This is a genomic window from Streptomyces sp. NPDC015242 (genome assembly GCF_043079125.1).
GTDB lineage: Bacteria > Actinomycetota > Actinomycetes > Streptomycetales > Streptomycetaceae > Streptomyces.
This window is the reverse complement of sequence record NZ_JBIBUF010000005.1, coordinates 436,904-455,075: the sequence shown is the minus strand read 5'-3', so window position 1 is coordinate 455,075 and position 18,172 is coordinate 436,904. Positions and strand designations below refer to the sequence as shown.

Annotated in this window: 16 protein-coding genes; 8 read left to right on the top strand and 8 right to left on the bottom strand. The window is 74.1% G+C overall.

The features are described 5' to 3' along the window. The first annotated feature begins 319 nt into the window (after positions 1–319). Both ACF07N_RS19735 and ACF07N_RS19730 read left to right on the top strand, forming a co-directional pair. Positions 320–1,099 (top strand): ABC transporter ATP-binding protein, encoded by a 780-nt coding sequence (locus ACF07N_RS19735; protein ID WP_383330498.1) that lies wholly within the window; start codon positions 320–322, stop codon positions 1,097–1,099. Further along, positions 1,099–3,660: an FtsX-like permease family protein gene (locus ACF07N_RS19730; RefSeq protein WP_392114497.1), complete on the top strand. Its 2,562-nt coding sequence runs from the start codon at positions 1,099–1,101 to the stop codon at positions 3,658–3,660. Before ACF07N_RS19735 ends, ACF07N_RS19730 begins: the two co-directional genes overlap by 1 nt. 88 nt (positions 3,661–3,748) lie before the next feature. Here ACF07N_RS19730 and ACF07N_RS19725 read toward each other — a convergent pair whose 3' ends face one another. Further along, entirely contained in the window at positions 3,749–4,747 is a 999-nt protein-coding gene (locus ACF07N_RS19725; protein WP_392114494.1) for a TauD/TfdA family dioxygenase, read from the bottom strand. Between the two features lie 197 nt (positions 4,748–4,944). Between ACF07N_RS19725 and ACF07N_RS19720 the strand changes: the two genes are divergently transcribed. Both ACF07N_RS19720 and ACF07N_RS19715 read left to right on the top strand, forming a co-directional pair. Then, positions 4,945–5,778, top strand: a complete 834-nt coding sequence (locus ACF07N_RS19720) for a 4'-phosphopantetheinyl transferase family protein (protein WP_392114491.1) — start codon at positions 4,945–4,947, stop codon at positions 5,776–5,778. A gap of 75 nt (positions 5,779–5,853) precedes the next feature. Next, positions 5,854–6,390 (top strand): hypothetical protein, encoded by a 537-nt coding sequence (locus ACF07N_RS19715; protein WP_392114489.1) that lies wholly within the window; start codon positions 5,854–5,856, stop codon positions 6,388–6,390. 140 nt (positions 6,391–6,530) lie between these two features. Here the strand turns inward: ACF07N_RS19715 and ACF07N_RS19710 are convergent, their stop codons facing one another. The 3 genes from ACF07N_RS19710 to ACF07N_RS19700 form a co-directional block, all read right to left on the bottom strand. Next, the gene (locus ACF07N_RS19710; protein ID WP_392114486.1) at positions 6,531–8,381 is read right to left on the bottom strand and encodes a BTAD domain-containing putative transcriptional regulator; all 1,851 of its coding nucleotides are present in this window, start codon (positions 8,379–8,381) and stop codon (positions 6,531–6,533) included. Positions 8,382–8,486: 105 nt separating this feature from the next. Next, entirely contained in the window at positions 8,487–9,401 is a 915-nt protein-coding gene (locus ACF07N_RS19705) for a hypothetical protein (RefSeq protein ID WP_392114483.1), read from the bottom strand. A gap of 33 nt (positions 9,402–9,434) precedes the next feature. Continuing rightward, entirely contained in the window at positions 9,435–11,636 is a 2,202-nt protein-coding gene (locus ACF07N_RS19700; protein WP_392114480.1) for an NACHT domain-containing protein, read from the bottom strand. A gap of 351 nt (positions 11,637–11,987) precedes the next feature. Between ACF07N_RS19700 and ACF07N_RS19695 the strand changes: the two genes are divergently transcribed. The 4 genes from ACF07N_RS19695 (at position 11,988) to ACF07N_RS19680 (ending at position 14,737) form a co-directional block, all read left to right on the top strand. Next, complete coding sequence (locus tag ACF07N_RS19695) at positions 11,988–12,686, top strand: GNAT family N-acetyltransferase (RefSeq protein ID WP_392114477.1); 699 nt, start codon at positions 11,988–11,990, stop codon at positions 12,684–12,686. 299 nt (positions 12,687–12,985) lie between these two features. Further along, positions 12,986–14,044: an N-acetylmuramoyl-L-alanine amidase gene (locus ACF07N_RS19690; RefSeq protein ID WP_392114474.1), complete on the top strand. Its 1,059-nt coding sequence runs from the start codon at positions 12,986–12,988 to the stop codon at positions 14,042–14,044. A 120-nt stretch (positions 14,045–14,164) separates the two neighbouring features. Beyond that, positions 14,165–14,395 (top strand): DUF2945 domain-containing protein, encoded by a 231-nt coding sequence (locus tag ACF07N_RS19685; RefSeq protein ID WP_392114471.1) that lies wholly within the window; start codon positions 14,165–14,167, stop codon positions 14,393–14,395. Positions 14,396–14,401: 6 nt separating this feature from the next. Beyond that, positions 14,402–14,737, top strand: a complete 336-nt coding sequence (locus ACF07N_RS19680) for a DUF3140 domain-containing protein (protein ID WP_383330469.1) — start codon at positions 14,402–14,404, stop codon at positions 14,735–14,737. Positions 14,738–14,752: 15 nt separating this feature from the next. Here ACF07N_RS19680 and ACF07N_RS19675 read toward each other — a convergent pair whose 3' ends face one another. The 4 genes from ACF07N_RS19675 to ACF07N_RS19660 all read right to left on the bottom strand — a co-directional run bounded on the left by ACF07N_RS19675 (position 14,753) and on the right by ACF07N_RS19660 (position 18,122). Continuing rightward, positions 14,753–14,923, bottom strand: a complete 171-nt coding sequence (locus ACF07N_RS19675; protein WP_392114468.1) for a hypothetical protein — start codon at positions 14,921–14,923, stop codon at positions 14,753–14,755. A gap of 197 nt (positions 14,924–15,120) precedes the next feature. Then, a complete protein-coding gene (locus tag ACF07N_RS19670; protein ID WP_392114465.1) occupies positions 15,121–15,348 on the bottom strand; it encodes a hypothetical protein in 228 nt (75 codons plus the stop codon). A gap of 402 nt (positions 15,349–15,750) precedes the next feature. Then, positions 15,751–16,773, bottom strand: a complete 1,023-nt coding sequence (locus ACF07N_RS19665; RefSeq protein ID WP_392114462.1) for a hemolysin family protein — start codon at positions 16,771–16,773, stop codon at positions 15,751–15,753. Next, positions 16,770–18,122 carry a hemolysin family protein gene (locus tag ACF07N_RS19660; protein WP_392114460.1) on the bottom strand — a complete coding sequence of 451 codons (1,353 nt, stop codon included), beginning with the start codon at positions 18,120–18,122 and terminating at the stop codon, positions 16,770–16,772. The genes ACF07N_RS19665 and ACF07N_RS19660 overlap by 4 nt, the downstream gene beginning before the upstream one ends. Between the last annotated feature and the right edge of the window lie 50 nt (positions 18,123–18,172).

Genomic DNA, 18,172 nt, shown 5'->3' with positions numbered 1-18,172 from the left:
CCCACCCCCACCACGGCGCCCGCCGGTCCGGCCGAAAGGCCGCCACCGGCGGGCGCCGCGGCCGGTCCGCACGCCAGGCCGCCCGGCCGGTACCGGCACCCGTGCCCCGGCCCGGGCCGGCGCCCTCCGGCCACCGCACCCGCCCACTTTCGGACGATTCTCCGCCGCATCGTCCGAAACCCCTACCTCGATCCACCCCTACGGGTCCTTCCCATAGGGCCGATATAGATCGGACGGCCAGGTTCGATCCGATGCACCTGCGCCGCGGCGGAGGTGCTCACCGCCCCACGCGACGATGGATGGAGAGGACTGGTCACGCATGATGACCGAGAGGACCAACACCGAGCCGCGCAGCGGCACCGTCACCCGGAGCCACGCCCTGCGGCTGGACGAGGTCAGCAAGGTCTACGGAAGGAACGGACGTGGCGTGCGGGCCCTCGACGGCGTTTCCGTGGGCATCGAGCGCGGCTCGTTCACCGCGGTCATGGGCCCGTCCGGTTCCGGCAAGTCGACCTTCCTGCACTGCGCGGCCGGCCTCGACAAGCCGACCTCCGGCCGCGCCTGGATCGGGGACACGGAACTCGGAGGGATGAACGAGAACCAGCTGACCAAGCTGCGCCGCCGGCGCGTCGGCTTCGTCTTCCAGGCGTTCAACCTGATCTCCTCCCTCTCCGTGCGCCAGAACGTCGAACTGCCCCTGCGGCTGGCCGGCGAGCGCCTGGACAAGCGGTGGCTGGAGGAGATCCTGACCCGCGTCGGCCTCAGCGGCCGGGCCGGCCACCGCCCCGCCGAACTCTCCGGCGGCCAGCAGCAGCGCGTCGCCATCGCCCGCGCCCTGATCACCCGCCCCGAGGTCATCTTCGGCGACGAGCCGACCGGCGCCCTGGACACCGTCACGGCGAAGGAGATCCTCTCGCTGCTGCGGTCCTGCGTGGACGACACCGGCCAGACCGTCGTCATGGTCACCCACGACCCCGTCGCCGCCTCGTACGCCGACACCGTCCTGTTCCTCGCCGACGGCCGCCTCGTCGACCGCATGCACGCCCCGACCGCCGAGCGCGTCGCGGACCGGATGACACACCTGGGAGCGTGGGCCTGATGCTGCGTTACGCCTTCCAGACCCTCAAGGCGCGCAAGGGCGGGTTCATCGGCGCGTTCCTGGCGCTGATGTGCGCCGCCGCCCTGGTCACCGCGTGCGGCATCCTCCTGGAGACCGGCCTGCGCGGCACCATCGGCACCGAGCGGTACGCCGCCGCCCCGGTGATCGTCGGCGGCGACCAGAACGTCCACCAGACGACCGTCAAGAAGAAGAAGGGCAAGACCAAGGTCAAGCACAAGGCGAAGCCGCTGTCCGAACGCGTCTGGCTGCCCGCCTCCACCGTCACCGCGCTGGAGAAGGTGCCCGGTGCCCGGGCCGTCGTGCCCGAGATCACCTTCCCCGCCTACGCGGTCGGCCCGGACCACCGCGTCGTCCAGGGCGTCGACGGCAAGCCCTCCTACGGGCACGCCTGGGCCTCCGCCGCCCTCACCCCGTTCAAGCTGGTCGACGGCGCCGCGCCCGCGTCCGCCGCCGATGTCGTCGTGGACCGCGAACTCGCCGGCCGCGCGGGCCTGAAGACGGGCTCGAAGCTCACCGTGCAGTCGACCGACGCCCCCCGCACCTACACCGTCACCGGCATCGCGGCACCCGCCGGCGGCGACCTGAAGCAGCAGACCTCGCTGTTCTTCTCCACCCCCGAGGCCCAGCGGCTCTCCGGCCGCGACGGCCAGGTCACCGCGATCGGCGTGCTGCCCGCCAAGGGCGTCGGCACCGCCGAACTGGCGGACCAGGTGAAGAAGGCGCTGGACGGCACCACCGCCCAGGTCGTCACCGGCGGCGACCGTGGCCCGGTCGAGTTCCTCGACGCGGCGAAGGCCCGCATCAAGCTCGTCTCCATGGGCGGCGCCATCGGCGGCACCTCGCTGCTCGTCGCGATCCTCGTGGTCGTGGGCACCTTCGCCCTCTCCATCCAGCAGCGCTACCGCGAACTCGCCCTGCTGCGCGCCATCGCCGCCACCCCCAAGCAGGTACGGCAGCTGATCGGCCGCGAGGCCCTGATCGTCGGCCTGGGCGCCGGGCTGCTCGGCGCCGCCGCCGGACTGCCGATCGCGTACTGGCTGCACCACAAGTTCGTCGGCTTCGGCACCATCCCCGACACCCTGGAAGTCACCTTCGGCTTCTTCCCGTTCGCCGCCGCCGTCGGCGCCGCCCTGCTGGGCGCCTGGGCCGCGGCCCGCATCTCCGCCCGCCGCACCGCCCGGATCCGGCCCGCCGAGGCGCTCGCCGAATCCGCCATGGAACGGACCGGCTTCGCCTGGGGCCGCTTCCTCGCCGGAGCGCTCACCCTGGCCGGCGGGATCGTGCTGCTGGCCGTCCTGAGCGTGCTGAAGACGGAGCCGGCGTCCACGCCGGTGACGTTCCTGACCGTCGTGGTGCTCGCGGTCGCGGTCGCCCTGCTCGGCCCGGTCATCGCCCGGCTCGCCGTCGCGGTCCTGGGCGTGCCGCTGCGCGCCTCGCGCGTCGCCGGCCACCTCGCCACGGCCAACGTCCGCGCCAACACCAAGCGGATGGCGTCCGCGATCACCCCGCTGGCCCTGCTCGTCGGCATGGCCTGCACAGTGCTTTTCGTGCAGACCACGATGGGCGACGCCGCCTCGGCCCAGGCCAAGGACGGCAACCGGGCCGACTGGGTCGTCGCCTCCTCCGGCCCCGGCGTGCCCGGGCAGGCCGCCGACGCCCTGCGCGACACCCCCGGCGTCACCGCGATCACCGAGGTGGTCCGTACGACGGTCCGCGTCGGCCTCGACAAGTACCCCTCGCAGGGCCTGTCCACGGACGGCCTGCGCGAGAACTGGGACCCGGACGTCAGCGAGGGAACACTGGCCGGCTTCGGCACGCGCAGCGTCGCGCTCAGCGAGGTCGCCGCCGACCACCTCGGCAAGAAGCCCGGCGACTCCCTCAAGATCACCCTCGGTGACGGCACCGTCGTCACCCTGAAGGTGGCCGCCGTCTACGCCCGCGGACTGGGCTTCGGCGACCTGACCATGGCCCACGACCTGGTCGCGCGGCACGTCGACAACCCGCTCGCCTCCTCCGTCCTCGTCCAGACCGCCGACGACGGCTCGGCGGGCCGCGAGCAGCTGCAGAAGGCCGTCGGCGCGTTCCCGGGCGTCGGCGTCCTGGACCGCGGCCAGGTCGAGGACCTCCAGGCGGAGGTGCAGCAGTCCAACGCCGAGGTCAACTACGTCGCCATGGGGCTGATCATCGCGTTCACCGCGATCGCCGTGGTCAACACGCTCGCCATGTCGGTCTCCGACCGCTTCCGCGAGTTCGCCCTGCTGCGCCTGGTCGGCACCACCCGCCGGCAGGTCATGGGCATGCTGCGCATCGAGTCCCTGGTCGTGGTGATCATCGCCGCGGCGCTCGGCAGCGGCATCGCCTTCGCCGTCCTGACCGCGTTCAGCGTCGGCATGACGGGCACCGCGGCTCCCTCCGTCGACCCGTGGATGTACCTGGGTGTCCTCGGCTTCGCCGGTGTCCTGGCCCTGCTGGCGACGGTCGTGCCGGGCCGGCTGTCGCTGACCGGCCGCCCCGCGGACGTCATCGGCTCCCGCCAGTGACGGCACCGCGCCACGGCACGCACGGCTGAAGGGCCGGCCCCGCGGGGCCGGCCCTTCAGCCGTCGTCGGTCGCCTTCGCCCTCCTGCCCTAGTCCAGAACCGGGCCACCGCCCTTGCGGTCCACCCGGCTGCGGCGGTTGTCCAGGTGGGCGTAGACCCGCTCCAGCCAGCGGTCCGCGCCGTCGTAGCGCGGAACGAAGGAGGTACGGCCGTGCACCGCGATGCGGTTGTCCACGACGGCGAAGTCACCGACCCGCAGCCGGTGCGCCGTCATCGTCTCGACGAACGCGTCCCGCAGCGCCGCCAGCGCCGCCTTCGCCGGGTCGTCCAGCGGGTGGGTGGCGGCGAAGTCGACCAGCACGTTGGGGTCCTCCGGGTCGCCCAGGAGCACCGGGTGCGCCGACCGGACGCTGTCGAGGCCGCCGAACGACGGCGGCGGCTCGGTCAGGAACCGCGGCTCGGCGAGCACCCGGCGCGCCTCCTCCGACAGCAGCGGCAGCGCGCGGCGGACGGAGGAGGTGCACAGTTTCGCGTCGCCGGTCGGGTCCTCACGAAGGCAGAGCAGCCCCACGAAATCGGGCCGGTTGTCGTGGAAGGCGTTCTCCACGTGCAATTCCAGAAGAACGGAACCGGCATTGCTCTGCGATTCCTCCCGGCCCGGCACCGGCACCACGTTCTGCACCAGGGCGCCGTTCTTCTCGCTCCGGAAAGAGATCACCTCGCCGAGTTGCAGCATCAGCGAGGTGATGACGGAAGCGGCTGTCGTCGGAACGCGCTCGACGGAATTAGGCACGCTCGGTGTGGGCGGCAGCGGATCGCCCGCCACCACCGGCAGGTTGCGCAGCAGCAGCACCCCGTCCTCACCGGGGTCGTGCCGGAACGCGCGCAGCGTGGCCAGCAGCGTGCGAGGCATCGACGAGGAGGCGGCGAGGGCCGCGCCCAGCCACTCGGGGCTGTCGATGAGCGGATTCCCCGGGCCGGTCAGCCGACGGGTCAGGGCCACCAGCTGCGCCCTTTCCCGTTCGCTGAGTTCGTACCCGGTCACCGTGTCCGAGGCGGTCCGCCCCAGCATCTGGATCTGAGTCATGGAAGAGATTCCTCAGGTGGTCGTCGGCATTGTCCCGGGCAATTCTGGGAGGCCGTCCTATCGCGTCCCTATGGGCCGTCGGTATAGGCCGTCGATAGCCCTGAGGAGGAGGCTCGAGAACAGTGACCGTACGCATCCGAGCACCTCTGAACAGCCCGGTCGCCCCGGCGGACGGGTGCGGAAAGGAGACGCGGGACATGACGCTCCCACGCGATCGAAGCCGGGCTCACACCCCTGGCGGGGCGGAAGAACAGCTCCGCACCACGACGGCCGCCGACGCGGACCCCGCCACCGCCGTCGACCGGATCATCGCCCGGGGCGAGGCACACGTGTGGTGGTGGCGCTGCCCCGAGCGGGTCGACCCCGCCGACCTCGCGCTGCTGGGCACGGACGAGTTCCGGCGGGCCCTCGGCATGCTCGCCGAACGGGACGCCGCCGAGTTCGTGCGCACCCGGGCCGGAGCCCGCCGCGCGCTGGGCGAGCTGCTCGGCATCCCGCCGGCCAGCGCCCGGCTGGGACACCGGCGCTGCCCGGGCTGCGGCGCCGACGACCACGGCCCGCCGCTGCTGGTGCGCCCCGCGCTCCCGCTGGCGATCAGCCTGAGCCGTACGGCCGGCTGGGGCGTCTTCGCGGTCGGCGCCGGCCTCGCCATCGGCGTCGACGCGGAGGCGCTGCGCCCGGTGCGCGAGACCCTGTTCGCCGGGTCCGTGCTGACCGCGGCCGAGCGGCGCCGGCTGGATTCCATGACCCCGGGCCCGGACCGGCACGCCGCGTTCCACCGGGTCTGGACCCGCAAGGAGGCCGTCGTCAAGGCGGTCGGCGTGGGCCTCGTCGGCACGGAACTCGACCAGCTGGAGACCCGCCCCGACCGCGACGGCCCGCTGCGCGTCACCCACCACGGCGTGGGCCGCCCCACCGAGTGGACGGTGCAGGACCTGCGCCTGTCCGACCACCTGGCGGTGGCCCTGGCCCGCGCGGCCGGCCCCGCGGCCCGCGGCCCGGTCCACCTCCACCCGCCCACCGGCCCGTGATCCGGCGGCCCGCCCCTGCCACCCCGGGCCCCGGCCGCAGTCCCGACCGCCCACCGAGAGAGGACGTCACGCATCATGACCACGGAATCCGTCGCACCGCCGGCCCGTCCCGCCGACCTCGGCACCGCACCGCGCGGGCCCCGCGCAGGTCACCTGTCCACCGAGGAACTGACCGCGTACTTCGACACCCTCGCCGAGGCCGCCCAGCGGATCGACCCCGGCCCGTCCGCACCCGGCGGCTGGGAGAACCGGGAGCGGCTGCGCTTCTCCACCTGGGTACGCACGGCCTACGAACATCCCCTGTCGGCCGCCGTGTTCGGCCATCCCGACGCCGGCGCCGCCCGCTGCGCGCAGCACCGCCAGGCCGCCGAGCTCGGGCTGCGCATGGACGTCTCGGGCACCGGCATCCGCCCCGCCCGCCCGGCCCCCCACGTCCGCGCGGCCGCGGCCGTGGCCGCGGTCTGGTCGGTCACCGCGCTGGCCGTCACACAGTCCCCACGGCCCCCGCGCGAGCGCGTCGTCTCCGACGCCTGGCGGATCGCCCAGGAGATCATCGCCCCTGCCCTGCTCACGACCGGCCCCGGCTTCACCCGCGCCCGCGGGGCGTGGTGACGTGCCCGGCGCATCGGACACGGCTGCCGTGCCCGGCTCACCGGACACCGGCGCAGCCGACCGCGAGACCGCGTACAGGCACACGCACACGGGCAGCGCCACGTACAGGCACAGGAACAGGGACAGCGACACGGCCCGGCTCACCCCGCCCCGGTGACGGGCGCGCCCTGCCGGGCCGCGGGTGCGAGCACCGGCGCGGTCTCCTGCTCCCGCGGTCCCCGCGCCTCCCACGGGGCCGCCGCCGCGAGCAGCCGGACCAGCTCGTGGCAGTGGTACAACGGCCGTCCCCGGTCGTCGAGTCCGGACAGTTCGAGGAGCGCGGCGTCGACGAGGGACTCCAGGGCGTTCTCCGCCGTGTGCTCCGGCAGCCCGAGCCGGTCCCCGGCCCAGCGGGCGGGGAACGGCTCGCCGTCCGCTCCGCCGAGCGCCCCGAACACCGCCCGCTCGACCGCTCCGAGCTGCTCCACCGAGGACGCCAGGACCCGGCTCAGGTCGAGGTCGCCGAAGGCGAGTTCGTCCAGCCGGGCGGCGGGGTCGGCGAGCCGGTCGGCCAGCCGGGCCGCCGTCCAGTGCGGCCGGGCCGCAAGCCGGGCGCCCGCGATGGCCAGCGCCAGCGGCAGCCCGCCGCAGTACGCCACCAGGTCCTCGGCCCGGTCCGGGTCCTCCAGCAGCCGCTGCCGTCCCGCGCGGGCGGCCAGCAGGTCCAGGCCCGCCTCCTCCTCCAGCAGCGGCAGGGCGAACGTGTCGCCCGCCGTCACCCGGGCCAGCCGCCGCCTGCTGGTGATGAGGACGGCGGACGGCCCGGCCGGCAGCAGCGGGGCGAGCTGCCGGTCACCGGAGACGTTGTCCAGCACCAGCAGCAGCCGCCGGCCGGCGGTCCGCGTCCGGTACAGCCGCACCAGCTCGTCCAGATCTCCCGCCGGCAGGTTCGGGTCGCCCTCGCCGAGCGCCCGCAGCAACTGCGCGAGCACGGCGCGCGGCGCCCGCGGGGCACCGTCGGAGCCGCACAGCTCGGCGAAGAGCAGCCCGTCGGGGAAGTGCTCGCCGTTCTCGGCGGCGGCCCGGACCGCGAGCGCGGTCTTGCCGATCCCGGCCATGCCGGTCACCAGGATGCGCCGCTGTGCGGGCTCCTCGCGCCCCAGCCGCCCCCGCAGGGCCCGCAACTCCCGCTGCCGTCCGACGAGTTCCCCGTCGGAGGCCGGCAGCATCGAGGGCACAGGACCGGTCCGCCCGGCCCGCGCCCCGGCACTCCGCCCGAGTCCCAGCTCGCCGCCCAGCACGGCCTGGTACGTCGATCCGAGCACCTCGCCGGGGTCGATGCCGAGCTGCTCGGCGAGGACGCCGCGTCCCTCGTAGTAGACGTTCAGCGCGTCCGCCTGCCGGCCGCACCGGTACAGCGCGGTCATCAACTGGGCGCGCAGCCGCTCCCGTACCGGGAACGAGGCGACGAGACCGGTCAGCTCCGCCGTCACCTGCTCGTGCCGCCCCAGCTCCAGATCGGCCTCGATCCGGGACTCCAGGGCGAGCATGCGCTCCTCCTCCAGCGGCGCCAGTTCGGCGTCGAGCAGGTGCTCGGTGACGTTCGCGAGGGCCGGCCCCCGCCACAGCCGCAGTGCCCGGCGCAGCGCGTCCGAGGCCTCCTCGAACCGCCGCTCCGCCAGCGCCCGCCGGCCGTCCCGTTCCAGCCGGCGGAACTCGACCAGGTCGACCGGGGCGCCGGGCGCGCGCAGCACGTACCCCGGGGGCCGCCGTACGATCTCGGCCTCGTCGCCCAGTTGCTTGCGCAGCCGGGACATGTACGTGTAGATCTGCGCGCTCGCCGTCGCCGGCGGATCCCAGCCCCACAGCAGTGAGCTGAGCCGCGCGTCGGACACGACCCGGTCCTGCGCCAGCAGCATGGCGGCGAGCACCGTGTGAATCTTGGACCCGGAGAGGGCAACCCGCTCGCCGTCCCGTACAGCCTCCACCGGCCCTAGGACCCGAAACTCCATGGGGCACCCCCCTTCTGGTGCGGCTATTCCTACAGTTGAAGAAGGTAGGAGACGCGGTTATCGGAGGGTTATCGCCGGGACGGAGTCGCTTTCGCGGGGCCGGCCTCACACCCGGTCGTCACTCGGCGCGGGTTCACCGTCCGGCTCAGGGAGCGCCGGCTGCTGGCCCGTCCGGGCGCGCTCCCTGTCCGCACGGGCATGGATCAGCAGGGCGACCGCCTTGATCACGGCGGCCACGCTCATGCCGACAGCGGTGGTCAGCGCGCCGACGGCGGTGACCACCTGGGCGGTGTCCGACGGTTCCAGGGACGTGCGCGGGGCCTCGAGGAGCGGGCGGCCGGTCACATAGGCCACCACGTACGCGGCGGCCGCGACAGTGACCCGGCGATACAGCCGGCGGATCGCGCGGGGGCGGTCCGGTCCCGGGAAGGCGGTCTCGGCCAGGTGGCGCTGGAGGCGCTGGTGGCGGAATTCGTAGCGGGCGCCGGTCTGGCGCAGTACGCCGAGGCGGTGCGCCTCCTCCAGGAACGCCATCAACCGCCACGGAGCCCTGCCCGTCAGCGCCAGCCAGACGCGGGCCGTGGCCGTGCGGCCCCATGCACTGAGCGCGAGGGCGGAGGTACCGACGGGTACCCACAGCTCGGTGTGCATGGTGCCGAGGGTGCTGTTCCGGCCGGTCACGGCGATCAGCAGCAGGCAGACGGCGCCCGCGAGGAGGGCCGCGACGGCGCTCCGGGCCAGGGTGGCGGTGCGGTCCGTGCGCAGGGTGATGCGGGGCCCCACGGCACGGATGGTGTCGGACGGGGTGTTCAGGGCGCGGTAGACCCCGGACGCGCAGCCGCCGATCGTGCCGACGAGGAAACCGAAGGCCACCAGCGGGCGAACGGCGTCCCGGACGACGGCTGGTGCGGTGCGGTGCACCAGCCACAGCCTGACCTCGGCGGGCAACGCCAGGACCACGTTGTGGGCATCCACCGCCTTGCCCCGCCAGGCGGTGGGTGTCCCCGGCCAGTCCGTCACCCAGCCGCCGTCGTGGGAGTGCCGGATCGTCAGCTATCCCTCGAACCTGCCTGTGGTGCTGTCCTTGTGGATCCGCGCACCCTCTGCCACGACGAACGGGGCGTCCAGCGCCGTCCGTTCGACCAGCAGCACGGCCTGCGGCGTTGTCGAACGGACGGCGCGCTCCCCGTCCGCCGTCTCCATCAGCCGCCAGCCACGGACCTCCGTGCCCGGATCGTGCTTGGGGGCCGAGTCGATCCGTACGGCGGCGAAGGCACCGCTGATGACCCCGACGACCGCCCCGGAGAAGACCCCGATCAGGGTGCAGGCGACGAACCCCCGCAGCAGCCCCCGGGCGAAGCCGCGCAGTGCGGTGGTGGGTGCCACGTAGGACCCGGTCGGGCGACCGCTGCGGCCGAAGCCCGCCATGAGCAGCACCAGTCCCGCCACGACGCAGGTCACCGCTGGGACCGCCGCGCCGGTGTACCCGTGGACCGCCAGTCCGGCGAACACGACCAGCGCGCCCAGTGCGCGCACCGTCCGGGGACCGCTGGGGCTGCCCGACCACGGCAGACTGAGCGGGCCGGGGCGACGGGACAGACCCGCGACGGCGAACATCATGGTCAGGGTCAGGCCGAAGCAGCAGCCGTTCAGGTACCAGGTGGCCCGCGGGGTCAGGACGGCGCCGAGCCGGGAACTGACGAGCGGGGGCGCCAGCAGTCCGAGCCCCACCCCGGCGACCGCCGCCGCGGCTGCCGTCCGCAGGGCCGTTCCGGCCAGCCACCGCGGCCCCTGAGGCGTCTCCGGCGTCGGCGGCAGCAGGTACGCGAGGCCGAAGCACAGGCCGGTCAGGATGCCCGCGAAGTTCAGCACCGCCGAGACCTTGGTGTCCCAGTTGGCGATCACCCCGCCGCCACGGACGGCGAGGGGCACCAGGAGCGCGGCCGTGGCCACCAGCGCCAGTACGGCGGGGCCGACGACACGCAGGGCGCGGGGCATCGCGGCGGGCAGTTCCCACCAGGCCAGGCTCCACCCGGAGCCCGGCAGGTCGCGCGCGAGTCGAGTCAGCCAGCGTTGGGCGGCCTGCGGGTGCCAGCGCGTCCCCGGTCCGCTGAACGCCGCGGGAAGGAACGCTTCCAGCAGGTGTTCCTCGATGTGATCCGCTGTCGGGAAGCGGCCGGCATCGTTCAGCTCGGAAGGGTCACGGGAGGGGTCTTCGTACACCGCACGCGCCAGCGTCACCGTCAGCGGAGTGCGCAGGGCCCGCACCAGCTGCGGCCGCGGAGCCTCCAGGGCCGGTGCCCATGCGCTGCCGTGCCGCGCGGTGCGGGTCAGGTAGGTGCGCGCGGCGGCGAAGTCCAGCGGACGCAGTTCGACCACGTCAGCGGCGGTGAGGACGCCGCCCCGCAGCACCGCGTCAGCCCAGGCGGCGGTGCGGCAGGTGAGCAGGACGGGCAGACGGGCGTCCAGCTCCGAGTTCAGGGAGCGCAGCGCGGCCGCGTGCGCTGCCCGGGGAATCTCGTCGAAGCCGTCGAGGACGGGCAGGATCAGCCCGGCGTCGAGCAGTTCCTGCGCGAGAGTACGGCCGCCACCCACCGGGGCGGCCAGTGAGCCGTAGTCCTTGGCCAGCCGGTCCGCCAGCCAGTCCCGCAACGTGGCCGAGCACGGATCCCAGTCCGCCAGCGGGAACAGCACAGGAACGGGCTCACCCGCCTGCCGTCCCTCCAGGACCCCCAGCACGAACTGAACGGCCACGACGGACTTGCCCGCCCCGGGTGCGCCCAGGACCACCATCCGCCCGGAGCGCACCGCCCGGAAGGCCTCGACGACACGGACCAGTCGCTGATCCCCCTCCCGCTGGGCCGGCACCGCCGCGCCGGCGCGCCGGTCGGCGAGCGGCGGGCCCGAACGCGACCAGTGGACGTCCAGTGGCTCCGGGTCCTGCAGCCGGCGCCCGCGGGCCTCCGCCGACCACTGCACCCGCACGGCCAGGGCAAGGTCGTCGGCCGCCTGCCGCCGCCTGGCCTCCGGCGATTCGGCCGGGCCGGGCTCCTCGGCGTCCGCTCCGCGCACCAGGTCGACGAGGAAGGCGCACACCGACACGACGGCCGACACCACCGACACCCACATGGACGCCGTGTCGGCGTCGCCCCGGTCGCGCACGAGTACGACCGCCAGCGTCACCAGCGCCGCGCACGCCACCGCAAGTCCGGTCCGGCGCACCCTGCGTGCCCGCCGGAAGGATGTCCCCGTCACCACTGCCCCACCGCAACCCGCCGTCCCGTCGTCGGCCACCACGCTGGCACGCCGCCGGGCCGTCCGAAGCGGGATCGGCGCGGAACCGTCTGCCCGGGTGATTGACCGGACATGTGTGCCTCCGCGGGTGGCGTGCCGTGGCCTGCGCGGTCGGCTCCGGCCCGATGACGGACGCAAGCCGGGGGCAGGGGGAGGCGGCATGCGATCGGCCTGTGCTCCCCGCCCCGCCGGCGTGCCCGAAGCGCCGGCCCCCCACCCGGGTGACCGGCCGGTTGCCGCTCCGCCGTCCCGGCCTGGCACGATCCCCGTGGCGCACCACCGGAGTGCGTGACGACAACGGAGGTGCAGCACATGACGGACGGCGACGTCCCCGCGCTCGACGACCCGGTGGGCCAGTCGCTCACGGGCCGGCACGCGCATCTCGCCCGGCACTTCGGCCGGGCCGTGAGCTACGTGCCGGACGTGGCGTCGTTCTGCGCGGTCCCGGCCGACCCGGACGCGGCGGACTGGAACGACCTGGCGAAGCTGCTCGGCCCGGGCGAACTCGCCGACCTGTTCAGTGCTCCGGCCACGCCGCCCCGGGACTGGGAGCCGGTCTTCCACATGGAAGGCCGTCAGATGGTGTGGTCCGGAGACATCCCGCCCGTGCCCGAGGAGAGCGGGACCGCCGTGGTCGAGCTGGGCGCGCGGGACGTGCCCGAGATGCTCGACCTCGTCGCGCGCACCCGGCCGGGTCCGTTCCGCCGGCGCACCCACGCACTCGGCACGTACCTGGGCATCCGCGAACACGGCACGCTGGTGGCGATGGCCGGGGAGCGGTTGCGGCCCCCGGGCTGGGCCGAGATCAGCGCCGTCTGCACCGCCCCCGAGGCGCGCGGGCGCGGGCACGCCGCACGTCTGATCACCGCGGTCGCCGCGCGGGTCACGGCCCGCGGCGACCGTCCGTTCCTGCACGTGGCCGAGGCGAACACCGGTGCGCTCGCCCTCTACGAGCGCCTCGGCCTCACCACCCGCGAACGCGTGACGTTCCGGGGCTTCCGCATCCCCTGACGCGCGGGTGCCTCTCGAACCCCCGCCGCGGCACCGTCGTAATCACGCCGATTTCGCGTCGGGACGCGCAATGAGGTGAGGGACGGCGCGAGGGGCGGAAGAATGAAGAACACCCGGCGAGTTCACGCCCTTTGCTCCGGCGTGACGGCGCCCCCCACGCATCTTCCGCGCATCCCCCCGCCCCCTTCGCGGTGCCCCAGTCCCGCACAACCGTCCGCCGTCCGGACGGAGAGCGTTCCGGAACTGCCGCCGCGGTGACCTCACATCGGCCCGTACGCGCCGGAACGGAGGACCGACCCATGGCCACACCGCTCACCGCCTCCCGGCTCGTCGCCGCGTTGCGCGCCGAGGGCTGCTCCGTGCGCGAGGTCGACGGCTGGCGCACCAACAACCGGAACCACGTGGGCCCTTGGGGGCCCGTGCACGGCGTGATGGTCCACCACACCGTCACCGGCCCCGGCACCGACGTCGTCGGCCTCATCTACCGCGGTCACAGCGCCCTGCCCGGCCCGCTCGCCACCGGCTGCATCACCAAGGACGGGGTCGTCCATCTGACCGGCAACGGCCGCGCCAACCACGCCGGCGGCGGCGACGGCGACGTCCTGAACGCCGTCATCGGCGAGTCGTACGGCACCTACCCGCCCCCGACGCACGAGCACGACGGCTCGGGCGGCGCGATCGACGGCAACGCCCGCTTCTACGGCTGGGAGTGCGAGAACCGCGGCGACGGCAGGGACCCGTGGCCACGGGCGCAGTACCTCGCCATCGTCAAGGCCACCGCCGCGGTCTGCCGCGCCCACGGCTGGGGCCACAAGAGCGCGATAGGCCACCTGGAATGGAGCGACTGGAAGGTCGACCCGCGCGGGTTCGACATGGCCGACTTCCGCCGTGACGTCGCCGACGCCCTGGCCCTCCCGGCGGGCCTGTGGGAAGGAGAGGACATGCCCCAGTACGTCAACCTCGGTATCGCCGGGCCGTACTCCCTCGCGCCCGGCGCCTGGGACTCGGTCGAGTTCGCCGCGGAGTGGACCGACGAGACCGGCGACCACGCCGCCGGCGGCAGCGTGTTCGCACGCGGCCCGGCCCGGTTCAGCGGGACCTTCAGCGTGCACATCGACGGTCTGCCGGCCGGCGCGGTCGTCCAGGCGCGGATGTCGGAGTACCAGGGCGAGGAGCTGCGCGCCGACCATCCGATCCACGAGGTCGCCGGCACCGGCGGCGGCACCTTCGTGGTCCTGCCCGTCACCAAGCGACTGGCGTCCGGCCGCGGCATGCGGGTGCGGCTGCTGAACCAGGCCGCCGTCCCGGTGACCGTCACGAGCGCCGTGCTGACGGTGCTGGTGTGGAAGGAGCCCTGAGCGGCCCCGCGCCCCCGAGCCCGCGAGCGGCCCGGGAACCTTGAGCGGCCCCGGGCTGCGCCGCGCGCGCCGAGCCCGCACGCTGGAGGGACAGCAACCACAGCGTGAGGGAGCACCGGCATGGCGAAGCGCCGCAGCGAGGGCGGGAAACCGAAGAAGGGCGACAAGGTCACCTGGAGCAGTCACGGCAGCCGCACCGAGGGCACCGTGGAACGGGAGATCACCGAGCGGACGGAGGCCGCCGGCCGCACGGTCGACGCCTCGCAGGACGAACCGCAGTACGAGGTGCGCAGCGACAAGTCCGGCCGGACCGCGGTGCACAAGCCGTCCGCGCTCAAGAAGAAGAAGTGAGGCGGCGTGGACGACCAGGAGCGCGAGGAGACCTGGCACGACTTCCGTGAGCTGGTGAACATGACCCCGGCGGAGCTGGAGAAGTGGCTGGAGTCGGACGAGTCCCGCGACGCCGGGCAGCACCGGGACGGGGGCGAGTCCACCGGGCACGCCTCCGGCCGGCGGATCGTGACCATCCTGCGGGCCAGGAAGGGCGACCTCACGGACGACGACTACCGCCACATGCGCAAGGTCGTCGGCTACGTCCGCCGGCACCTGGCCCAGCGGCCCTCCGGGGACGTACGGGACACACGGTGGCGGCACTCCCTGATGAACTGGGGGCACGACCCGCTCGACGGGTGAGCCGCCGGCCCGCGGTCAGTGCCCGGCGGGCTCCGGCAGGGCCGCGCCGTGCCCGGCGAGCGCCTGGCTCATCTGCTGCTGGGTCTCCTCCGCCACCGCACGGGCCTCCTCGACGACGTCACCGCGTTCGCGTATGAGGCTTTCGTAGATCGGCAGTTCTTCGGTCCGGTACGCGTCGGATTTCACAGCGGTATTCCCATCGATTTCACAGCCGGTTCCTGAGGGGTCCGAGTAAGTCTGCGTCACCGCCCCGCACGGCGTCACCCACCCCCGTGATGTCCATGTCTCGGTCACGTACTCCGCCGATTCCCCACATGTGTGACCGGCACGGCATGGAAAAAGGCCCCGGGAACGGCTTCCCGGGGCCTTCGGCGCGGTGCTCGTCAGAGCGAGGTCGCGCGCACGCCCGCGTGACCGCCCAGCGCGGCGCCCTCCGGCGACAGCGCGCCCTGCACCGAGGCGCAGACCTCGCCGGTCAGCGGTCCGACCAGGCTGGCGGAGAGGCTGCCCACCAGGCCCGCGGAGGCGGCGACGCCCGCGTTGCCGCCGGAGATCTGCTCCAGGTCCGTGTCGGACAGCTCGGCGACGTCGACCCGAGGAGTGAGGTTCATGGGGGTGTTTCCCTTCGCGTGAATGTCTCGCAATGGCGGTGAGCGCCAGGGGGCGGCCGCGATTCTCGAGAATTCCCGAAAACCGGGATTCCGCCCCGGCGGACCCGCCGTGCGCAGGATCAAAGCACTCCCCGGGAAAGAGGGCCAGTCGCCCACCGGCCGTACGCGGCACATTCCGGCGGCCGTCTTCACCGCTGTGACCGCCGGGTCACCCGATATGGCCGTTCCTTCACAGGGCCCGTCGCGCGGCGGCACGCCCGAGGGTTGCGCCCCGCGGGCGGAAACGGGCACATCGGAGCCAAATCCGCGGGCGGCGGCGGGCGGAGGGCGGCGGGCCGCCCCGGCCCGCCGCCCTCCGGCGCGCGGTGTGCAGATGTGCGGGAGGTTCCCTCCGCGCGGCCGTCAGACCGTCGCGGCCGGCTGCATCAGACGGGCCAGCAGGTCGTCCAGCGTGACCAGACCGGAGAGCCGGCCCGAGCCGTCGCGCACCACGGCCAGGGACGACCGGCGGCGGCGCAGCACCTCGATCGCGTCGGCGACCGTCGTGGCCTCCGTCAGCTCGGGAACCGGCCGGGCCAGGTCCCGCGCGGTCGTGGCGCGCCCCCGCGCCCGTGCGACCAGGGCGTCCCGGGCGTGCACGGACCCCAGGACGACGCCGTCCTCCCGGACGAGGAGCCGGGTGCGGTCGTGGTCGGCGGCCAGCCGCAGCAGCGCGTCGACGTCCCAGCCGCCCTCGACCCAGGTGATGTCGGCGGCCGGGATCCGCAGCGCGGCCACCGGCGTCTCCGGCTCGGTCAGCGAGCGGGTCAGCAGCTCCGAGTCGGTGGCGCTGATCAGGCCCAGCCGCTCCGACTCCTCCACCAGGTGCGTCAGCTGCTCCCGGTTGTGCACCGAGGCCAGCTCGTCGCGCGGTGTGACCCGGCACAGCCGTACCAGGGCGTTGCTGACTCGGTTGAGCAGCCGGATCAGCGGGCGCACGGTCCGCACCACCGCCCGGAACGGCGGCGAGAGCAGCATCGCCGACCGCTCGGGGTGGGCGATCGCCCAGGACTTCGGCGCCATCTCGCCGACCACCATGTGCAGGAACACCACGACGACCATCGCCACGGCGAACGCGACGCCGTAGCTCACGGCGCCGGGCAGGCCGAGCTTGTGCAGCAGCGGGTCCAGCTCGTGGGAGATGGCCGGCTTCGACACCGAGCCCAGCCCCAGGGTGCAGACGGTGATGCCCAGCTGGGCACCGGCCAGCATCAGCGACAGCTCGCGCATGCCGGCCAGGGCCGCCCCGGCCCCGCGCCGCCCCTCCGCCGCCGCCTTCTCCATGCGGTGCCGCTTGGCGGCGACCAGGGCGAACTCCGCCGCCACGAAGAAGCCGCTGCCGATCAGCAGCAGCACGGTCACGAAGACCGCCATCGGGAAACTCATGCGCTCTCCTCGGCTTCCTCGGCGGCCCCGGTGCCGGTGAGCACGCTGATCCGGACGCGTTCGGCCACGTGCCGGTCGAGCGTGCGCACGTCGATCACGGCGCGGCCGCCCTCGGGCAGCGTGACCGTGACCCGGTCGCCGACGGTGGGGAAGCGGCCGAGCCGGTCCACGACCAGTCCGGCCACGGTGTCGTAGTCGTCGTCCTCGGGCAGCAGGACGCCGGTCGCCTCGGCGACCTCGTCCAGACGGCGGCCGGCGTCGACCAGCCAGCCGTCGCCGACGGCGACGGCGAGCAGGGTGACCTTGTCGGACTCGTCGGCGATGTCCCCGACCAGTTCCTCGGCGATGTCCTCGTACGTGACGAGGCCCGCCACGCCGCCGTGCTCGTCCAGGACGACCGCGAACTCGTCGTCCTGCTCGCGCATCCGCGCCACCGCGTCGGGCAGCGCCAGGGTGTCCGGCAGCAGCAGCGGACGCCGGGCCACCTCGCCCGCCCGCGCCCCGGCGAGCCGGGCCGCGGGCAGCGCCATCAACTCGCGCACGCCCAGCACGCCCGCGATGTCGTCCGGGTGGTCGCCGAGCACCGGGTAGTTGGAATGGCCGTGCCGGGCGATCAGACCGACCGCCTCGTCGGCGCCGGCGTCCTTGCGGACGAACACGGCGTCGGCACGCGGCACCATCACCTCGTCGAGGGTGCGCTCGGAGAACTCCAGCGCGTGGTCGAGCAGCGCGGCGGTGTCCTTGGGCAGCGCGCCCTGCTCGTGGGACTCGCCGATCAGGTGGCCCAGCTCCTCCAGGGTGGCGCCGTGGTGCAGCTCCTCGACCGGCTCGATGCCGGCCTTGCGCAGCAGCCTGTTCGCCGCGCTGTCGAAGACGTGGACGACGGGTCCGACGACCTTCAGATACGCCAGCGTCGACGGGGCCAGCGCCTTCGCCAGCCGCTCCGGCACGGCGATGGCGAGGTTCTTCGGGGCCAGCTCGCCCAGCACCATCTGCACGACGGTGGCCAGCACGAAGGCCAGCACGACGGCGACGCCGCCGACGGCCGCGTCGGGCAGCCCGAAGCCGGACAGGGCGGGCCTGAGCAGCGCGGACACCGACGGCTCGGCGATGAAGCCGACGACAAGGCCGGTGACGGTGATGCCGAGCTGGGCGCCGGACAGCATGAAGGACAGCCGCTCCAGCACCTTCAGCGCACGGGCGGCCCGGCGGTCCCCGGCGTCGGCCTCACGCGCGAGGGTGAGCCGGTCGGCGGAGACGTAGGCGAACTCCTGGGCGACGAAGTAGCCGGTGCCGGCGGTCAGCAGGAAGACGGCGAACAGGCCCAGCAGGGCCTCGGCGGCACTCATCGAACACCACCCCGCCGTGTGCCGCGATCAGTGATGCCGTGGCGGGATGG